Below are 14101 nucleotides of genomic sequence, written 5' to 3' on the forward strand. Positions count from 1 at the left end.
TTCCGACACGCGGCTCGCATTCCCCTTTGGCCCCGATCGCGTTTCGGCGCCGAGCCGAAGCGCGACGCGAGGCGGAATTGTGATAGTGCGCAAACCGTCAAATCGTGGTTGTTGCCCGCATGTTTCCGTTGGTCTGGTAGAACCGCGCCGTGGACGCCGTCAAGCTGCGTCGGGCGCTGGCCCGTACGCGCCTCGCCCCCGTTGCCGCCTTTCCGAAACGCCTGGCCACCGTCGCCCGCCACGACGCCAAGGTGCTGCGGATCTCGGCCCGCTGGCTGATCGCCTCGCGGGAACACCACAACTACACGTACGAGCTGACCAGACTCAGCCGCAGCCACCTCGCCTGGTTCGTCAGCGTGGTCTGCGACCTGCCGGTCAGGCAGGTGCGCGAGTACCTCACCGAGATCGAGTCGGACGACGAGTTGCGCCGGCACATCGCCTCGGCCACCGCCGTCGCCGCGCGCCGCGGGCTGGCCGACAAGCAGGTCCGGTACGCCCGCCGCATCGGCTGGTACGCCATCGTGCGCGCCCGCAGGCCGAGGCACATCGTGGAGACCGGCGTGGACAAAGGGCTGGGCAGCTGCGTGCTGGCCGCAGCCCTGCTGCGCAACGCCGCCGAGGGGCACCCGGGCCGGGTCAGCTCCATCGACATCAACCCGGAGGCCGGCTACCTGACCCGCACCGCGCCCTGGTCCGAGGTGATCGACCTGGTCATCGGCGACTCGGTCGAGTCGATCGGCGCGCTGGACCGGCCGGTCGACCTGTTCCTGCACGACAGCGACCACAGCCGGGGCTACGAGCGGCGCGAGTTCGAGGCCGTCGAGCCGAAACTGGCCCCGGGGGCGATGCTGCTCACCGACAACGTCACCCACACCAACGTGTTGGCCAACCACGCCGAGCGCACCGACCGCCGATTCCTCGCCTACCGGGAGACGCCGGCCAACCACTGGTACCCGGGCGACGGCATCGGCGTGGCATGGTAGCCGGGTGCGGCTGAGCGCGATCCACACGTACCCGATCAAGGGTTGCCGGGGGCTGGACCACGACCAGCACCACCTCGCTGGCCGCGCTCTCCGACGCCGGCGGGCAACCGGTGCCGACGGCCCGCTTCCGGCCCAACCTGGTGGTCGACGGCGCCCCCGCGTGGGCGGAGGACGACTGGGTGGGGCGCCCGTTGCGGATCGGCGGCGTGCCCTTCCGCGCCGCCGGCCCGTCGGCCCGCTGCCTGGTCATCACCATCGACCAGCAGACCGGGGTACGCGACCGGGAGCCGCTGCGCGCCCTCGCGCGGCACCGCAACATCGATCGCAAGCTCCTGTTCGGGCTGTACCTGCTGCCGCTGGCACACGGCCGGGTGCGGCTCGGTGATCCAGTGAAGCCGGCCGACTCTTAGCTTTCGCTTAGCTGGCTTGTCCGGCACTGCACCATCGGGCAGCATCGGTGCACGTGACCGACGGTACGGACGGCCCCGCCGCGCGGACAGCAGCCCAGCGTTCCTTTCGGAGTCGCTGGCTGGCCGGCGGGGCCGTGGCCGCGCTCGCCACCGTTCTCGGGCTCACCCTCGCGCTGCGCTCGGGTGCCGCGCCCGCCTGCGCCGCGCCGCGCACCGGCGCCGCCCCGCCGGCTGCCGGCACGCTCCACAAGGGCAAGGCCACCTTCTACGACTCGAAGGGCGCGGGCGGAAACTGCTCCTATCCCGCCGCCCCGACCGACCGGCTCTACGTGGCGCTCGGTCCGAGCGAGTACGCCGACGGCGCCGCCTGCGGCGGGTACCTCGACGTGACCGGGCCGAAGGGCAAGATCCGTGTGATGGTCATGGACCAGTGCCCGGAGTGCGCCGCCGGCCACATCGACCTGTCCAGGGAGGCCTTCGCCCGGATCGCCGACCCGGTGCAGGGCGTCGTCGACGTCAGCTACCGCCTGGTGGCCGACCCGCCGCTGACCGGTCCGCTCACCTTCCGGATCAAGGAAGGCGCTTCGCAGTGGTGGTTCGCCGTCCTGGTCGCCGGTCACGGCAACCCGCTGCGCTCGGTCGAGGTACGCCAGGGCGGCTCGGGCGCGTGGCGGGCGGCGCACCGCGAGAGCTACAACTACTGGGCGATCGAGTCGGGCGCGGGTGTCGGGCCGTATCAGATCCGGGTCACCGACACCCAGGGGCACCGGGTCACCGCCACCGGCATCCGGATGGCACCCGGCGAGGTCCAGCGCAGCACGGTCCGGATGTACGGGGCCGGGTCGACGCCCTCGTCCCGGTCGCGCTCGGCCGCCCCGACCACCGGCCCGAAGCCGAGTGCCAGCCCGACCCCGAGCGCCAGTGCGACAGTGCGGCCCTCGGCTTCCACCACGACCGCGTCCGCCGAACCCACACCGCCGGCCACAGGCGCGCTGGACGGGACGGCGTTGGCGGCGACCGACCCGTTGGCAGCCTCGCCCCCCGCCTGTGCCTCCTGACAACCGCGTCGATCCAGGTTCGACCGTCGTGAGTCGATCTACCGTCGCGACGACAGCCCCTAGATCGACGTGTCGCGGTGCTGCGCCATCCCGACGGCGTCGGCGCGGGCGTCGGTCAGGCCGAGCCACATGAGGATCTCGTCGCGGTCGTCGCCGGGCGCGACCCGCAGCGCGCCGGGCCACCGCCCGACCTCGCGGTAGCCGAGCCGCCGGTAGAACCGGTCCAGCCCCAGCCCGTCGCGTACGGTCACGTGCAACGCCGCCAGCCCCAGGTCACGGGCGATCCGCTCGGCCTCGCGCATCAGCGCCTCGCCGAAGCCGCGCCCCTGCGTGTCGGGGTGCACCATCACCCGGGTGAGCACCCGCAGGTGCGGCTTCAGGTGGAAGCGCGGATCGGTGAAGATCGCCATGGCCACCAGCCGGTCGCCGTCGTAGCCGAGCAGCAGCCGGTCCGGGCCGTCCGCGATGCCCGCCAGCGTCGGGTCCGCGATGGTGCGTACCTGCTCGGCGGTGACCGGGGCCACGAAACCGACCGCGCCCCCGGCGTTGGTGACGTCGACCCAGAGGTCGACGATCGCCGCGCGCAGCTCGGGGGCCAGTTCGGGATCGAGGACGAAACGCAGACTCACGGCGTTCATCCTTACCGGAGGCTGAGCCGGCCGCCCGTGATCGTGATGCTCCCGACAGGGTGCCGTGGTGCGGGAGGGGGGATTCGAACCCCCACGTCCTTTCGGACAATAGGACCTAAACCTACCGCGGCTGCCATTACGCCACTCCCGCCAACCCCGATCATTCTAGAGCGTCGGGTCGGGACCGTGTGAGGGCGGCACGGCCCCTCACGGGGCCACTGCCTGCAACTGCTCGTCGAGTCTCGGCGCGAGGGTCTGCGCGTACGTCGCGGTGAGATGGTGGGCGTCCCGGTAGACGAGCACGCTGCCGATCACCGCGGCGCATCGGTCGGCGGGACAGATCGCGTCGGTCAGGTCGATCAGATGCACACCCTCCGCCCCCTTGGCCGCCTCGACCTGCAACGGGCCGATGCCGGCCAGGGCCTCGACGCGTGGGACCGCACACCTGGCCAGCCGGGTCCGGTTACCCGAAACGCAGTCCGCGATGTCGATGCCGGGCGCCGGGCTGTCCCGCAGGACCACGACCGGCGCCACCGAGGTGAGTTCCAACCAGGTCCGACGCATCGATTCCACCAGGACGGCCTGGCTCTCCGGCCCGCGTAGCATGTCCCCGTCCCGGTATGCCGAGTAGTCGAAGCTGCTGGTGACGATCAGGTCCGGGCGATCGTCGGCCACCGCCTGACGCACCGCCCGGTTCCAGGTGACACAACTGTCGTTGGGTTCGGCGCCGTCGGCCACCTGGACGTCGAAGTAGGGGCACGAGGACTTGGTGTAGCTGACCAGCTTCCAGTTCCGCCGCTCCCCGATGCTCTGCAGGGCAGGCACCCACTGCGCGGCGTGCGAATCACCGATCAGGACGACGGTGGCCGTGGGCGCGGTACCTCCGTAGGTGCAACGGCGAACCTTGGTCTCCGTCTGGCCGGCGTGGCACTCGTCGGCGTAGACCGTGGGCAGGTCGTCCCGGGCCGCCAGTGGGTCGGGAACGATCAACGGAGCGTGGTCGACGGGAGCCCCCGCCTGGTCGTTGCCGGGTGCGAGAGCTGCCGCGCCCGGCGCGCCCAACACGGTCGGCGTGCCGTGCCGGTCCGGTGCGGTGGCGAACTGGAAGATCACCCCGCCCCAGCCGGACAGCACGGTGCACGCGAGCCCGACAGCGAGTGCGGCCCGCGGTCGCACGGAGAGCTTCCGCGAGTGCCAGATCGGCCGTTCGACGAGCCGGCTGGTCAGGTAGGCGAGCAGGATCGCCAGCGCCACCGCCGCGACCGGTGCGGCGACGCCCGGATCATCGGTGCCGACCGTGAACACCACGAGCAGGGGCCAGTGCCACAGGTAAAGGGTGTAGGAGATACCTCCGAGGAACTGCAGGGGACGCAGCCGCAGCATGGCCACCGGTCCGTACCGGTGGGTCGGCCCGGCGGCGATGACGAGCGCGGTTCCGATGGTCGCGGGCAGCGCCAGCAGACCCGGAAAGGGCGACGAGGTGTCGACCAGCACCGCCGAGCCGGCCACGGCAGCGACACCGGCCCAGCCGAGGACGGGCGCCACGGCAGCGGGCAGCCTCAGCGGCGCGAGGGCGAGCAACGCACCGACCGCGAGTTCCCAGATCCGCCCGGTGGTGGCGAAGTAGGCACGACCGGGGTCCGTTTCGACCAGGAACACCGACCAGGCGAAAGAGATCAGCCCGAGCACGCCCACGGCAACGAGCGCGCCGGCGCGGAAGCTCGACCGTGTCGAACCGTGTCGACGGGCCCACCACGCGACAGCGACCAGGAGCAGCGGCCACACCAGGTAGAACTGTTCCTCCACGGCGAGCGACCAGTAGTGCTGGACGATGCTCGGCGCCTGCTCGGCGGCGAGGTAGTCCACCGCCTGTTCGGCGAACCGCCAGTTCACGACGTACAGCGCGCTGGTCACCACGTCCCACGCGGTGTCACGCCAGCGGATGTCCGGCAGGACGAGGTACGTGAGAACCAGTGCGGCGAGCAGGACCAGCCCGGCGCTGGGCAGCAGACGCTTCGCCCGTCGGGCGTAGAACCGGCTCAGCGACAGCCGGCCCCGCTCGGCCACCTCAAGCGCCACGCCTCGGGTGATCAGGTAACCCGAGATGACGAAGAAGACGTCCACCCCGACGAATCCGCCGGAGAACAGCGGAGCGTCCGCGTGCCAGAGCACGACCAGCAGCACGGCAAGGGCGCGCAGGCCTTCGATGTCGGGGCGGAAGGCACTGCGCGGTCGGCTGTCGGACATCGGCGCGTCTCCGGCGATGGTCAGGATCGACTGCGTTTGAGACCGGGCCTAGTCCAGGCCGAGGTCGCGGCGGAGTTTGGCGACGTGGCCGGTGGCCTTGACGTTGTAGAGCGCCCGCTCGATCTTGCCATCTTCGTCGATCACGAACGTCGAGCGGATCACCCCGGTGACCGTGCGGCCGTAGGACTGCTTCTCGCCGTACGCCCCGTAGGCGGTCAGCACCGACTTGTCGGTGTCGGCGACGAGCGGGAAGGTGATGGCGTCGCGCTCGCGGAATTTCGCCAGCTTCTCCGGCTTGTCCGGCGAGATGCCGACCACCTCGTAACCCGCTGCCTGGAGCGAGGCGAGTGAGTCGCGGAAGTCGCAGGCCTGTTTGGTGCAGCCGGGGGTCATCGCGGCCGGGTAGGCGTACAGGACGACCTTGCGGCCGCGCAGGTCGGCCAGGGTGAGTTGCCCGCCGGCGTCGGTGGGCAGGGTGAACTCGGGTGCCGGGTCACCGGGGGAGAGGCGAGCGGGTGCGGTCATGGCCCGACCCTACCGCCGTGCCGGATCGTCCCGGGACACCCGGCCGTGCCGCACCGCCTCGGCCCGTCCGGCGCGGCGACTCCGACCAATTATCGGTTGTTGCCAGCTATTGGCAGCAGTGTGGGCGGCGAAATAGGCTCACCCTTGCCGGCGAGCGCGGGCCCGCCGTCACGTGGGAGGTCACGTGGAAACTCTGGCCATGCACATCTCGAACGGAATCATCGACGGTCCGGTCGCGGCGGCCTTCGGGGTCGTCGCGCTGGCGGCGATGGCGGTCGGTGTCCGGCGCGGCCGGCAGGACCTGGATGATCGGCTGGCACCGATGGCCGGCCTGGTCGCGGCGTTCATCTTCGCTGTGCAGATGCTCAACTTCCCGATCTTCACCGCCGGGATCAGCGGTCACCTGCTCGGCGGTGCGCTCGCCGCGATGCTGGTCGGCCCCTGGGTCGGCGCGCTCTGCATCGCGGTGGTGCTGGTCGTGCAGGCGCTCGTCTTCGGCGACGGCGGCGTGGCGATGCTCGGGCTCAACGTCACCAACATGGCCGTGCTCGCCGTCGCGGTGGCGTACCTGCTGATCGCCCTGCTGCTGCGGGTGCTGCCGCGTAGCACCACCGGGTTGGCCGTGACGGCCTTCGTCGCCGCGCTGGTCAGCGTGGTCGTCGCGGCGATGGGCTTCGTGCTGCAGTACTGGCTCGGCGGCACCGCCGACCTCGGCGGCAACCTGGCCGCGCTGGCCGGCACGATGGCCGTGTCCCACCTGTTCATCGGCATCGGCGAAGGCCTGATCACCGCCACCACGGTGGTCACCGTGGCGAAGGTCCGACCCGACCTGGTGTACGCGCTGCGCGCCCTGAAGCCGGCGGCGCCGGCGACCGACGCGACCGTCGGAGGTGTCCGATGAGGAAGTGGAGCTTCGTCGTCGGTGGCCTGCTCGTCGCCCTGCTGTTGGCCGGTGTGGTGAGCAACTTCGCCTCGCCGCACCCCGACGGGCTGGACTCGTCGCTGCGGGAGGGCTGCACTCTCGACACCGACGGCGAGATCACCGGCGGCAGTTGCCCCGCCCAGCAGGAGCAGGAGCACGAGATCGGCGGTCCGCTGGCCGACTACGGCATCGCGGGTCTGGACAACGAGTTCCTCTCCACCGGGCTCTCCGGCGTCTTGGGCGTACTGCTGACCTTCGTCCTGGCCGGCGGCGCGTTCCGGCTGGTCCGCCGCCGCGACGCCGCGCCGGAGACGGGCGGGTCGCGGGACGCGGATCGGCCGGGCACGCCCGCCACGAGCCAGGGGTAGCGCCGGTGGGGGCCGGGCACGCGCACGTGCTGTACCGGGAGTCCGACTCGCCGGTGCACCGGCTGCCGCCCGAGGTCAAGATCGCGGCGATGGTGGCGTTCACCGTCGCCGTGGTCGCCACCGGCCGCGAGGCGTTCTGGGCCTTCGGCGCGTACGCCCTGCTGGTCGCGGTGGTGGCGGCGTTGGCCCGGGTGAGCGCCCGCTGGCTGCTGGTCCGGTCGACGATCGAGCTGCCGTTCGTGCTCTTCGCCTTCGCGTTGCCGTTCCTCGGCGCGGGCGAGCGGGTGGACGTGCTCGGCTTGAGCCTCTCCGCCGACGGCCTCTATGGCGCGTGGAACATCCTCGCCAAAGGCACCCTGGGTGTCTGGGCGTCGCTGCTGCTGGCCGCGACCACGACCACCCGGGACCTGATCGTCGGGCTGGACCGGCTGCGCTGCCCGCAGATCCTCACCCAGATCGCCATCTTCATGCTGCGCTACCTGGACGTGCTGGTCGGCGAGGCCCGCCGGATGCGGGTCGCCCGACTGTCCCGGGGCGACGACCCGCGGTTCCTGTGGCAGCTGCGCGGCTTCGCCGCCGGCGTCGGGGCGCTGTTCCTGCGGGCCTTCGAGCGGGGCGAGCGGGTCTACCTGGCGATGCTGTCGCGCGGCTACACCGGCCGGATGCCGGAAACCTGGCCGGGCGCGGGCGCGGGCGCGGCGACGGCCGGGCAGTGGCTGGTCGCGGCCGCCGTGCCCGTCCTGGCGGGCGCCGTCGCCGCCACCGCCGCCGTACTGACATGATTCCCGGTGTGCCACCGACCACCCCGAGCCTGGACGTCCGTGGCGTCCGATACGCCTATCCGGACGGTCACCTCGCTCTGCGCGGGGTCGACCTGACGGTGGCCCGGGGCGAGCGGGTGGCCCTGCTCGGCCCGAACGGCGCCGGCAAGACGACCCTGGTGTTGCACCTCAACGGCATCCTCGCCGCCACCGAGGGCAGCATCGCCGTCGGTGGCCTGCCGGTCAGCCCCGACCGGGCCACCCTGGCGGAGATCCGCCGGCGGGTGGGCATCGTCTTCCAGGACCCGGACGACCAGCTCTTCCTACCCACCGTCGCCGAGGACGTGGCGTTCGGACCGGCCAACCTCGGGTTGCGCGGGGCGGAACTCGCCGCCCGGGTGGACGAGGCGCTGGCCGCGGTGGGCATGTCCGAGCACCGGGACCGCGCCCCGCACCACCTGTCCTTCGGGCAGCGCCGTCGGGTGGCGGTGGCCACCGTGCTCGCCATGCGCCCGGAGATCCTGGTGCTCGACGAGCCCTCGTCGAACCTCGACCCGGCGGCCCGCCGGGAACTCGCCGCCATCCTGCGGTCCCTGCCGGTGACCCTGCTGATGGTCACCCACGACCTGCCGTACGCGTTCGAGCTCTGCGACCGTTCGGTGATCCTCGACAGCGGCCGGATCGTGGCCGACGGGCCGACCGCCGAGGTCCTCGGTGACGGGGAACTGCTCGCCCGGCACCGCCTCGAACTTCCCTACCCGTTCAGCCCGGCGCTGCGTCCACGGGGGTGACCGCTGCGCGGCCGGTGGCGTGCAGGCGCAGGACGGCGGCGGCCAGGGCACCGGCCCCGGCGACGACGACCAGCACGACCAGCACCCGGGCGGCCATCGCCGGCCACGGCACCGGCGGCACGGACCGGGCGAACACGGCGGCGTTGGTCACCCCGGCGAACAGCGCCAGGCACGCCCCGGCCAGCGCCACCACGAAGTCGACGTTCGACCGGCGGCCCGCACCGCTGGCCACCGACGCCGACGAGCCGGCGGTCAACGCCCGCCAGCCGGCGACGATCGCCCCGAGCCCGACCAGCAGCGCCCACACCGGACCGGTCAGCAGGCCGGCCAGCACGCCGCCGATCCCTTCGGCGCCGTCGTCGCGTACTTGCCCGACGGTGAGCAGGACGGCGGCCAGCCCGCCGCAGACCAGCAGCCCGCCGAGCCCGGCCAACGCCCGTCGACCCGGCGCCGAGGCAGCCGGCAACACCCCGACCGCGCCGACCGCGAGCGCGCCGAGCGTGACCAGCGCCCACCAGGCGTATGCGTCCGGCGGCGGCACCCAGTCCAGGGTGCCCCGGATCTCCAGCGGCCCGTCGGCGGCGCGCAGCGGCACCACCCAGTCGCGTACCCGATGCTCGCGGTCGGGCGCGGCGCGGACCTGGGCGGGCGGTCCCGCCTCGCGCCACAGCGCCCGCTGGTCGTGCCAGCGGACGGTCGGCCCGTCGTCGACCCGTTGCCAGACCGGCGCGGCGGCGGGGTCGACCTCGGCCGGCAGCGCCGTGTCGCCGGCGAGGGTCCGGTTCAGGTAGGTCGCCGGCGAGCGGCTGTTCTCGAACACGCCGTCCGGACCCACCCGCAGGTACGGCTCGCCCGAGTAGCCGATCACCTCGACCGGAGCGCCGCCGGTGTTGGTCAGCTCCAGTCGGGCCCCCGCCTCGACCACCCGGACCCGAAGCTCCGGCCGGGCCGGGGTCACGGCGGTGACCTCGGCCCGGTAGTCGCTGCCGTTCAGCGCGTCCGCGCCGTGGGCTGCGGCGGGGGCGGCGGTGGCGAGCAGGGCGGTGACCGTGCCGGCGAGCAGCAGCGCGGCCCGGGGCAGCAGGGTCACCGGCCGGCCGCCTCCACCGCGGCGATGATGTTCGCCGGCGACCAGTCCTGCACCGGCTTGCCGTCGACCAGGACCGTCGGGGTGCCGGTGACGTTGGCGCGGCTCGCCTCGTCGGTGACGTGGGCGCTCCACGGCCGGTACTTCCGGTCCCGGACGCAGGTGCCGAAGGCGTCCCGGTCCAGCCCGACCTCGGCGCCGATGTCGATCAACTGGTCGTCGCTGAGCCCGCCACCGTTCTCGGCTGGCTGCCGTTCGAACAGCGCCTTGCCGAACTCGGTGAACTTGCCGCCCTCGGCGGCGCAGCCGGACGCGGCCGAGGACCGGGTCGAGTAATCGGTGCTGGAGAAGCGGTTCAGGTAGGCCACCGGGTGATAGACCGCCCGGATCTTGCCATCGCTGATCAGCTGGTCGATGGTGGCGCCGCTGGTCTGCTCGAACCGCTTGCAGGCAGGGCAGAGGTAGTCCTCGTAGATGTCGACGGTGACCGGCCCGGAGCCGACCACGATGCCGGTGCCGGCGTCGTTGGCCCCCGGCGGCGGGATGAACTTTCCGCCGCGCTGGCCCGAAAACACGCTCCAGCCGATCAGACCGGCGATGACCAGCACCACCACCGCGCCGAGCGAGATCCACAGCATCTGCTTGCGGCGACGTTCCCGGGCCAGTTGTTGCCGGACCACGCGGGCCGCGTCCTTGCGCCCCTTGCGACTACTCATTTTCGTCCTCCACCATTTCGCCCGTCAGCGCGCCATCCATCGAGACGGCCGTCCAGGGCCGGATCAGCAGGAACCCGGCCAGCGCCAGGAAGCCCAGGTCCCGGAGGATCTCCGGGAGGTAGCTGGCGTTCTGCCCGGCCGGCAGCGGCCAGGTCGCCGACCTTGGTGGCGCCAGCGTAGAGCCAGACGGCTGCCAGTCCGAGCCGGACGGCGAGCCCGAGCCAGCGGCGCCAGCTGCCGTTCACCCCGTCCGCGCCTCACCGATCGAGTCGATCAGCTCGGCGCGGGCGCGGGCCACCCGGGATCGGATCGTGCCCACCGGCACCTTCTCCACGGCGGCGGCCTCGGCGTAGGACAGGCCCAGCAGTTGGGTCAGCACGAACGCCCCGCGCCGCTCGGCGGGCAGCCGGCGGATCAGGTCGGCCGCGCCGAGCGACGCGGCCGGGTCGGGGTGCGGCACGTCGGTGTGCGCCTGCGCGGTGAGCCGCTGGTCGAGGCGCCGCCGCCGGACCACCGTACGCAGGTGGTCGGCGCAGGTCCGCCGGGCGATGCCGAGCAGCCAGGTACGCGCGCTGGAGCGCCCCTCGAAGGCGGGCAGCGCGCGGAACGCCCGCAGGTACGTCTCCTGAGTGAGATCATCGGCGCTGTCCGGATCGACCAGGGCCGCCGCGAACCGCCACACCTCGACCTGGGTGGCCCGGACGAACGCGGCCTGGGCGATCGGATCGCCGTCGCGGGCGGCCAGGGCCCACCGGGTGGCCTCGTTGGCCGACTCCGCGCGCTCCGGCGTGCCTCCGCCGGCCCCCTCGGGGTCGGTGGTGGCGGCGGTGTCGCGCGGCAGGGGGATCACGACAAACCAGGTTACGCGGCAGCGCGCTGAGCAGCAGGGTCCTTCGTCCCTTCCATGGTCTGCGCCACGTCGGGAACTTTTCCACCGTACCGGCCGACTATTCGCTCATGACCCCTCGCCCGGTGCTCGCGCGCGATTCCGCGCGCGGTGGAGGCGATCTCCGACATTCGTGGTCGCCAATGGCTCGCGTTGCGGGTGGGTTATCGGAGAGCATGGCGGACATGACTGCCGCCCCACGCCGCCGATTCGCCCGGCTGACCGCCGCTGCCGGTCTGCTGGTCACCATCGTCGCCCTGCTGCTCGCCCCGGCCAGCCCGGCCACCGCCCACGCCGTGCTGAACAGCAGCAGTCCCACCGCCTCGTCCGTGGTGCCCGCCGCCCCCGCCGAGGTGGTGCTCACCTTCAGTGAATCGGTGCGCAAGGTGCCGGACAAGATCCGGGTCATCGCGCCGGACGGCTCCCGCGCGGATCGCGGCGAGCCCGTCTTCACCGACAGCGTGGTCAACATTCCGGTCGACCCGTCCGGCCCCAACGGCACCTACCTGGTCACCTACCGGGTGATCTCCGCCGACAGCCACCCGGTCTCCGGTGCGTTCACCTACTCCGTCGGCGCGCCCTCCGAGCCGCCGGTGGACAGCGGCAACGACGGCCGGGCCAACCCGACGGTCGGCAACGCGATCAAGATCGCCAAGTTCGTCGGTTACGCCGGTCTGCTGCTGTTGATCGGCCCGGCCCTGGTGCTCGCCCTGCTCTGGCCGCGCCGGCTGTCCCGGCGCGGCCCGGCCCGGCTGGCCTGGACCGGCCTCGGGCTGGTGGCGCTCGCCACGGTCGCGGGGACGCTGTGGCAGGTGCCGTACACCAACGGTGGCGGGTTGTTCGACATCACCGGCGCGGGGCTGAGCCTGGTGCTCGGCAGTGTTTTCGGTGCCGTGCACCTGGTCCGGCTGGGGCTGCTGGCCGCGGCGGCGGTCCTGCTCCGGCCCCTGCTGGCCGGGCCGGTGGGCCGCACCGACCTGGTGGTGCTCGGAGTGCTCGGCGCGGGCGCGCTGCTCACCTGGCCGTTGTCCGGGCACCCGGCGGCCTCGCCCGCCCCGGCCGTGTCGGTGCTCGTCGACGCGGTGCACCTGGGCGGGATGGCGGTCTGGCTGGGCGGGCTGGTCATGCTCGCCGTGTTCCTGCTGCCCCGAGCGGACGAGCGGGAACTGGGCGCGATCCTGCCGATCTGGTCGCGGTGGGCCGCCCTGGCGGTGTCGGCGCTGCTGCTGGCCGGCATCGTCCAGGCGCTGATCGAGGTGGCCACGCCGGCGGCCCTGGTCGGCACCCGCTACGGGCAACTGGTGCTGGCCAAGAGCGGGCTGTTCGCGCTGGTGATCGGGGTGGCCGCGTACTCCCGTCACCTGGTGCGCAAGCGGATCGCGGCCAGCCGTCCCGCGCCGATACGCCGGGCGGTCTGGGTGGAGCTGGCGATCACCGCGATCGTGCTCGGTGTGTCGGCGACCCTGGTGCAGACCACCCCTGCCCGCACCGCCTCGGCCAACGTGGCCGGCGCCGAGGCCGACTACTTCGCCACCATGCTCACCAGTCCGTTGTTCACGCTCCAGGTCGAGATGGCACCGGCCGAGCGCGGCAACAACTCGGTGCACTTCTACGCGTACACCCCGGAGAACCGGCCGCAGCCGGTGGTGGAGTGGAAGGCCACCGTGGCGCTGCCGTCGGCCGGGATCGAGCCGATCGACGTCCCGCTGCTGGCGCTCACCGACTACCACGCCACCGGGGAGATCAACCTGCCCTCGGCAGGGGAGTGGCAGCTGCAGATCACCGCCCGCACCACCGAGATCGACCAGGACACGGTGACCGCCACCGTGCCGATCCGATAAGAGAGGTCCCATCGATGATCCGTCACCGACGTACCGCGGGCGCCGCCGCGGCCCTGACGCTCGGCGCCGTCGCCATGGCCGTGTTCGGCTTCGTGGCGCCCGCGTCCGCGCACGTCACGGTCAACCCGAGAGAGGCGACCCAGGGCGGCTACGGCCGGTTCGCGTTCCGGGTGCCCAACGAGAGCGACACGGCGTCGACCACCAAGGTGGAGATCTTCCTGCCCGAGAACGCCCCGGTCGGCTCGGTGTCGACGATGCCGGTGCCGGGCTGGACGGTGGCGGTGGAGAAGCGCAAGAGCGATCCGCCGGTGAAGGTGCACGGCACCGAGATCTCCGAGGTGGTTTCCAAGATCACCTGGACGGCCGGCGCCGACGCGGCGATCGCCCCGGGCACCTTCCAGGAGTTCCCGGTCTCCCTCGGTCCACTGCCCGAGGTGGACCAGATGGTCTTCAAGGCGCTGCAGACCTACTCCGACGGTGCCGTGGTGCGCTGGATCGACCCGCCGAACCCCGGTGGCGAGGAGCCGGCCACCCCGGCGCCGGTGCTCGCCCTCGCCGCCGCCGCGCCTGAGGCGGCGCCGGCCGAGTCGCCGGCCGCGCAGCCCGGTGCGGCCGAAAAGAGCGACGACGGTGACAGCGGGCTGGCCGTCGGGCTCGGCGTCGCCGGCCTGGTCGCCGGGCTCGGCGGGCTGCTCCTGGGCGGGCTCGCGTTCGCGCGTACCCGACGGGAGAACGCCACCGCGGTCCGGGACGACGACCCCGCGCCGACGACGGCCTGACAGCTCACCCCCTCGCGGGCCCGCCGGGAACCACCCCGGCGGGCCCGTCCGCTTTCCTGTTCTCGACGTGGATATCCGCAGTTCAACGCCGGGTCGTG

14 protein-coding genes, 1 tRNA gene and 2 pseudogenes are annotated in these 14101 nt (G+C 72.7%); 9 read left to right on the forward strand and 8 right to left on the reverse strand.

All coding sequences use genetic code 11. From position 1 onward, the window contains the following. Positions 1-149: 149 nt before the first annotated feature. The 3 genes and pseudogenes from IEY61_RS01705 to IEY61_RS01715 all read left to right on the forward strand — a co-directional run bounded on the left by IEY61_RS01705 (position 150) and on the right by IEY61_RS01715 (position 2451). Positions 150-983 carry an O-methyltransferase gene (locus IEY61_RS01705; protein ID WP_189040417.1) on the forward strand — a complete coding sequence of 278 codons (834 nt, stop codon included), beginning with the start codon at positions 150-152 and terminating at the stop codon, positions 981-983. A 65-nt stretch (positions 984-1048) separates the two neighbouring features. Continuing rightward, positions 1049-1393 (forward strand): annotated as a pseudogene (locus IEY61_RS01710) (MOSC domain-containing protein); the annotation flags it as partial. 53 nt (positions 1394-1446) lie between these two features. Beyond that, positions 1447-2451: an expansin EXLX1 family cellulose-binding protein gene (locus tag IEY61_RS01715; protein ID WP_229705607.1), complete on the forward strand. Its 1005-nt coding sequence runs from the start codon at positions 1447-1449 to the stop codon at positions 2449-2451. Positions 2452-2510: 59 nt separating this feature from the next. Here the strand turns inward: IEY61_RS01715 and IEY61_RS01720 are convergent, their stop codons facing one another. The 4 genes from IEY61_RS01720 to bcp all read right to left on the reverse strand — a co-directional run bounded on the left by IEY61_RS01720 (position 2511) and on the right by bcp (position 5852). Next, positions 2511-3080: a GNAT family N-acetyltransferase gene (locus tag IEY61_RS01720; protein WP_189040418.1), complete on the reverse strand. Its 570-nt coding sequence runs from the start codon at positions 3078-3080 to the stop codon at positions 2511-2513. A gap of 65 nt (positions 3081-3145) precedes the next feature. Next, positions 3146-3231, reverse strand: a tRNA-Leu gene (locus IEY61_RS01725). A 56-nt stretch (positions 3232-3287) separates the two neighbouring features. Continuing rightward, the gene (locus IEY61_RS01730) at positions 3288-5327 is read right to left on the reverse strand and encodes an acyltransferase family protein (RefSeq protein ID WP_189040419.1); all 2040 of its coding nucleotides are present in this window, start codon (positions 5325-5327) and stop codon (positions 3288-3290) included. 48 nt (positions 5328-5375) lie between these two features. Next, complete coding sequence (gene bcp / locus IEY61_RS01735) at positions 5376-5852, reverse strand: thioredoxin-dependent thiol peroxidase (RefSeq protein WP_189040420.1); 477 nt, start codon at positions 5850-5852, stop codon at positions 5376-5378. Between the two features lie 184 nt (positions 5853-6036). Here bcp and IEY61_RS01740 point away from each other — a divergent pair, with 184 nt between their 5' ends. From IEY61_RS01740 to IEY61_RS01755, 4 genes are read left to right on the forward strand one after another with little or no spacing between them, the layout of a single operon-like run. Then, complete coding sequence (locus tag IEY61_RS01740) at positions 6037-6753, forward strand: energy-coupling factor ABC transporter permease (protein WP_189040421.1); 717 nt, start codon at positions 6037-6039, stop codon at positions 6751-6753. Further along, on the forward strand, positions 6750-7142 hold the full coding sequence (locus IEY61_RS01745) for a PDGLE domain-containing protein (protein WP_189040422.1): 393 nt from the start codon (positions 6750-6752) through the stop codon (positions 7140-7142). Before IEY61_RS01740 ends, IEY61_RS01745 begins: the two co-directional genes overlap by 4 nt. Before the next feature lie 5 nt (positions 7143-7147). Continuing rightward, positions 7148-7924: a cobalt ECF transporter T component CbiQ gene (cbiQ, locus tag IEY61_RS01750; RefSeq protein WP_189040423.1), complete on the forward strand. Its 777-nt coding sequence runs from the start codon at positions 7148-7150 to the stop codon at positions 7922-7924. After that, the gene (locus tag IEY61_RS01755) at positions 7921-8694 is read left to right on the forward strand and encodes an energy-coupling factor ABC transporter ATP-binding protein (protein ID WP_189040424.1); all 774 of its coding nucleotides are present in this window, start codon (positions 7921-7923) and stop codon (positions 8692-8694) included. Before cbiQ ends, IEY61_RS01755 begins: the two co-directional genes overlap by 4 nt. Here the strand turns inward: IEY61_RS01755 and IEY61_RS01760 are convergent. The 4 genes and pseudogenes from IEY61_RS01760 to IEY61_RS01775 form a co-directional block, all read right to left on the reverse strand. After that, on the reverse strand, positions 8666-9784 hold the full coding sequence (locus tag IEY61_RS01760) for a hypothetical protein (protein WP_229705608.1): 1119 nt from the start codon (positions 9782-9784) through the stop codon (positions 8666-8668). The two genes, IEY61_RS01755 and IEY61_RS01760, sit on opposite strands and share 29 nt — an antisense overlap. Next, entirely contained in the window at positions 9781-10497 is a 717-nt protein-coding gene (locus tag IEY61_RS01765) for a DsbA family protein (protein WP_189040425.1), read from the reverse strand. The genes IEY61_RS01760 and IEY61_RS01765 overlap by 4 nt, the downstream gene beginning before the upstream one ends. After that, positions 10490-10742 (reverse strand): annotated as a pseudogene (locus IEY61_RS01770) (hypothetical protein). Before IEY61_RS01770 ends, IEY61_RS01765 begins: the two are co-directional and overlap by 8 nt. After that, positions 10739-11347: a sigma-70 family RNA polymerase sigma factor gene (locus IEY61_RS01775; RefSeq protein WP_189040426.1), complete on the reverse strand. Its 609-nt coding sequence runs from the start codon at positions 11345-11347 to the stop codon at positions 10739-10741. Before IEY61_RS01775 ends, IEY61_RS01770 begins: the two are co-directional and overlap by 4 nt. Positions 11348-11559: 212 nt before the next feature. Between IEY61_RS01775 and IEY61_RS01780 the strand changes: the two genes are divergently transcribed. Together IEY61_RS01780 and IEY61_RS01785 are read left to right on the forward strand one after the other, a co-directional pair. Next, complete coding sequence (locus IEY61_RS01780; protein ID WP_373293073.1) at positions 11560-13224, forward strand: copper resistance CopC/CopD family protein; 1665 nt, start codon at positions 11560-11562, stop codon at positions 13222-13224. 14 nt (positions 13225-13238) lie between these two features. Further along, on the forward strand, positions 13239-14003 hold the full coding sequence (locus IEY61_RS01785; protein ID WP_189040428.1) for a YcnI family copper-binding membrane protein: 765 nt from the start codon (positions 13239-13241) through the stop codon (positions 14001-14003). The last annotated feature ends 98 nt before the right edge of the window (positions 14004-14101 follow it).

The sequence above is a fragment of the Micromonospora sonchi genome (assembly GCF_014646235.1).
Lineage (GTDB): Bacteria > Actinomycetota > Actinomycetes > Mycobacteriales > Micromonosporaceae > Micromonospora > Micromonospora sonchi.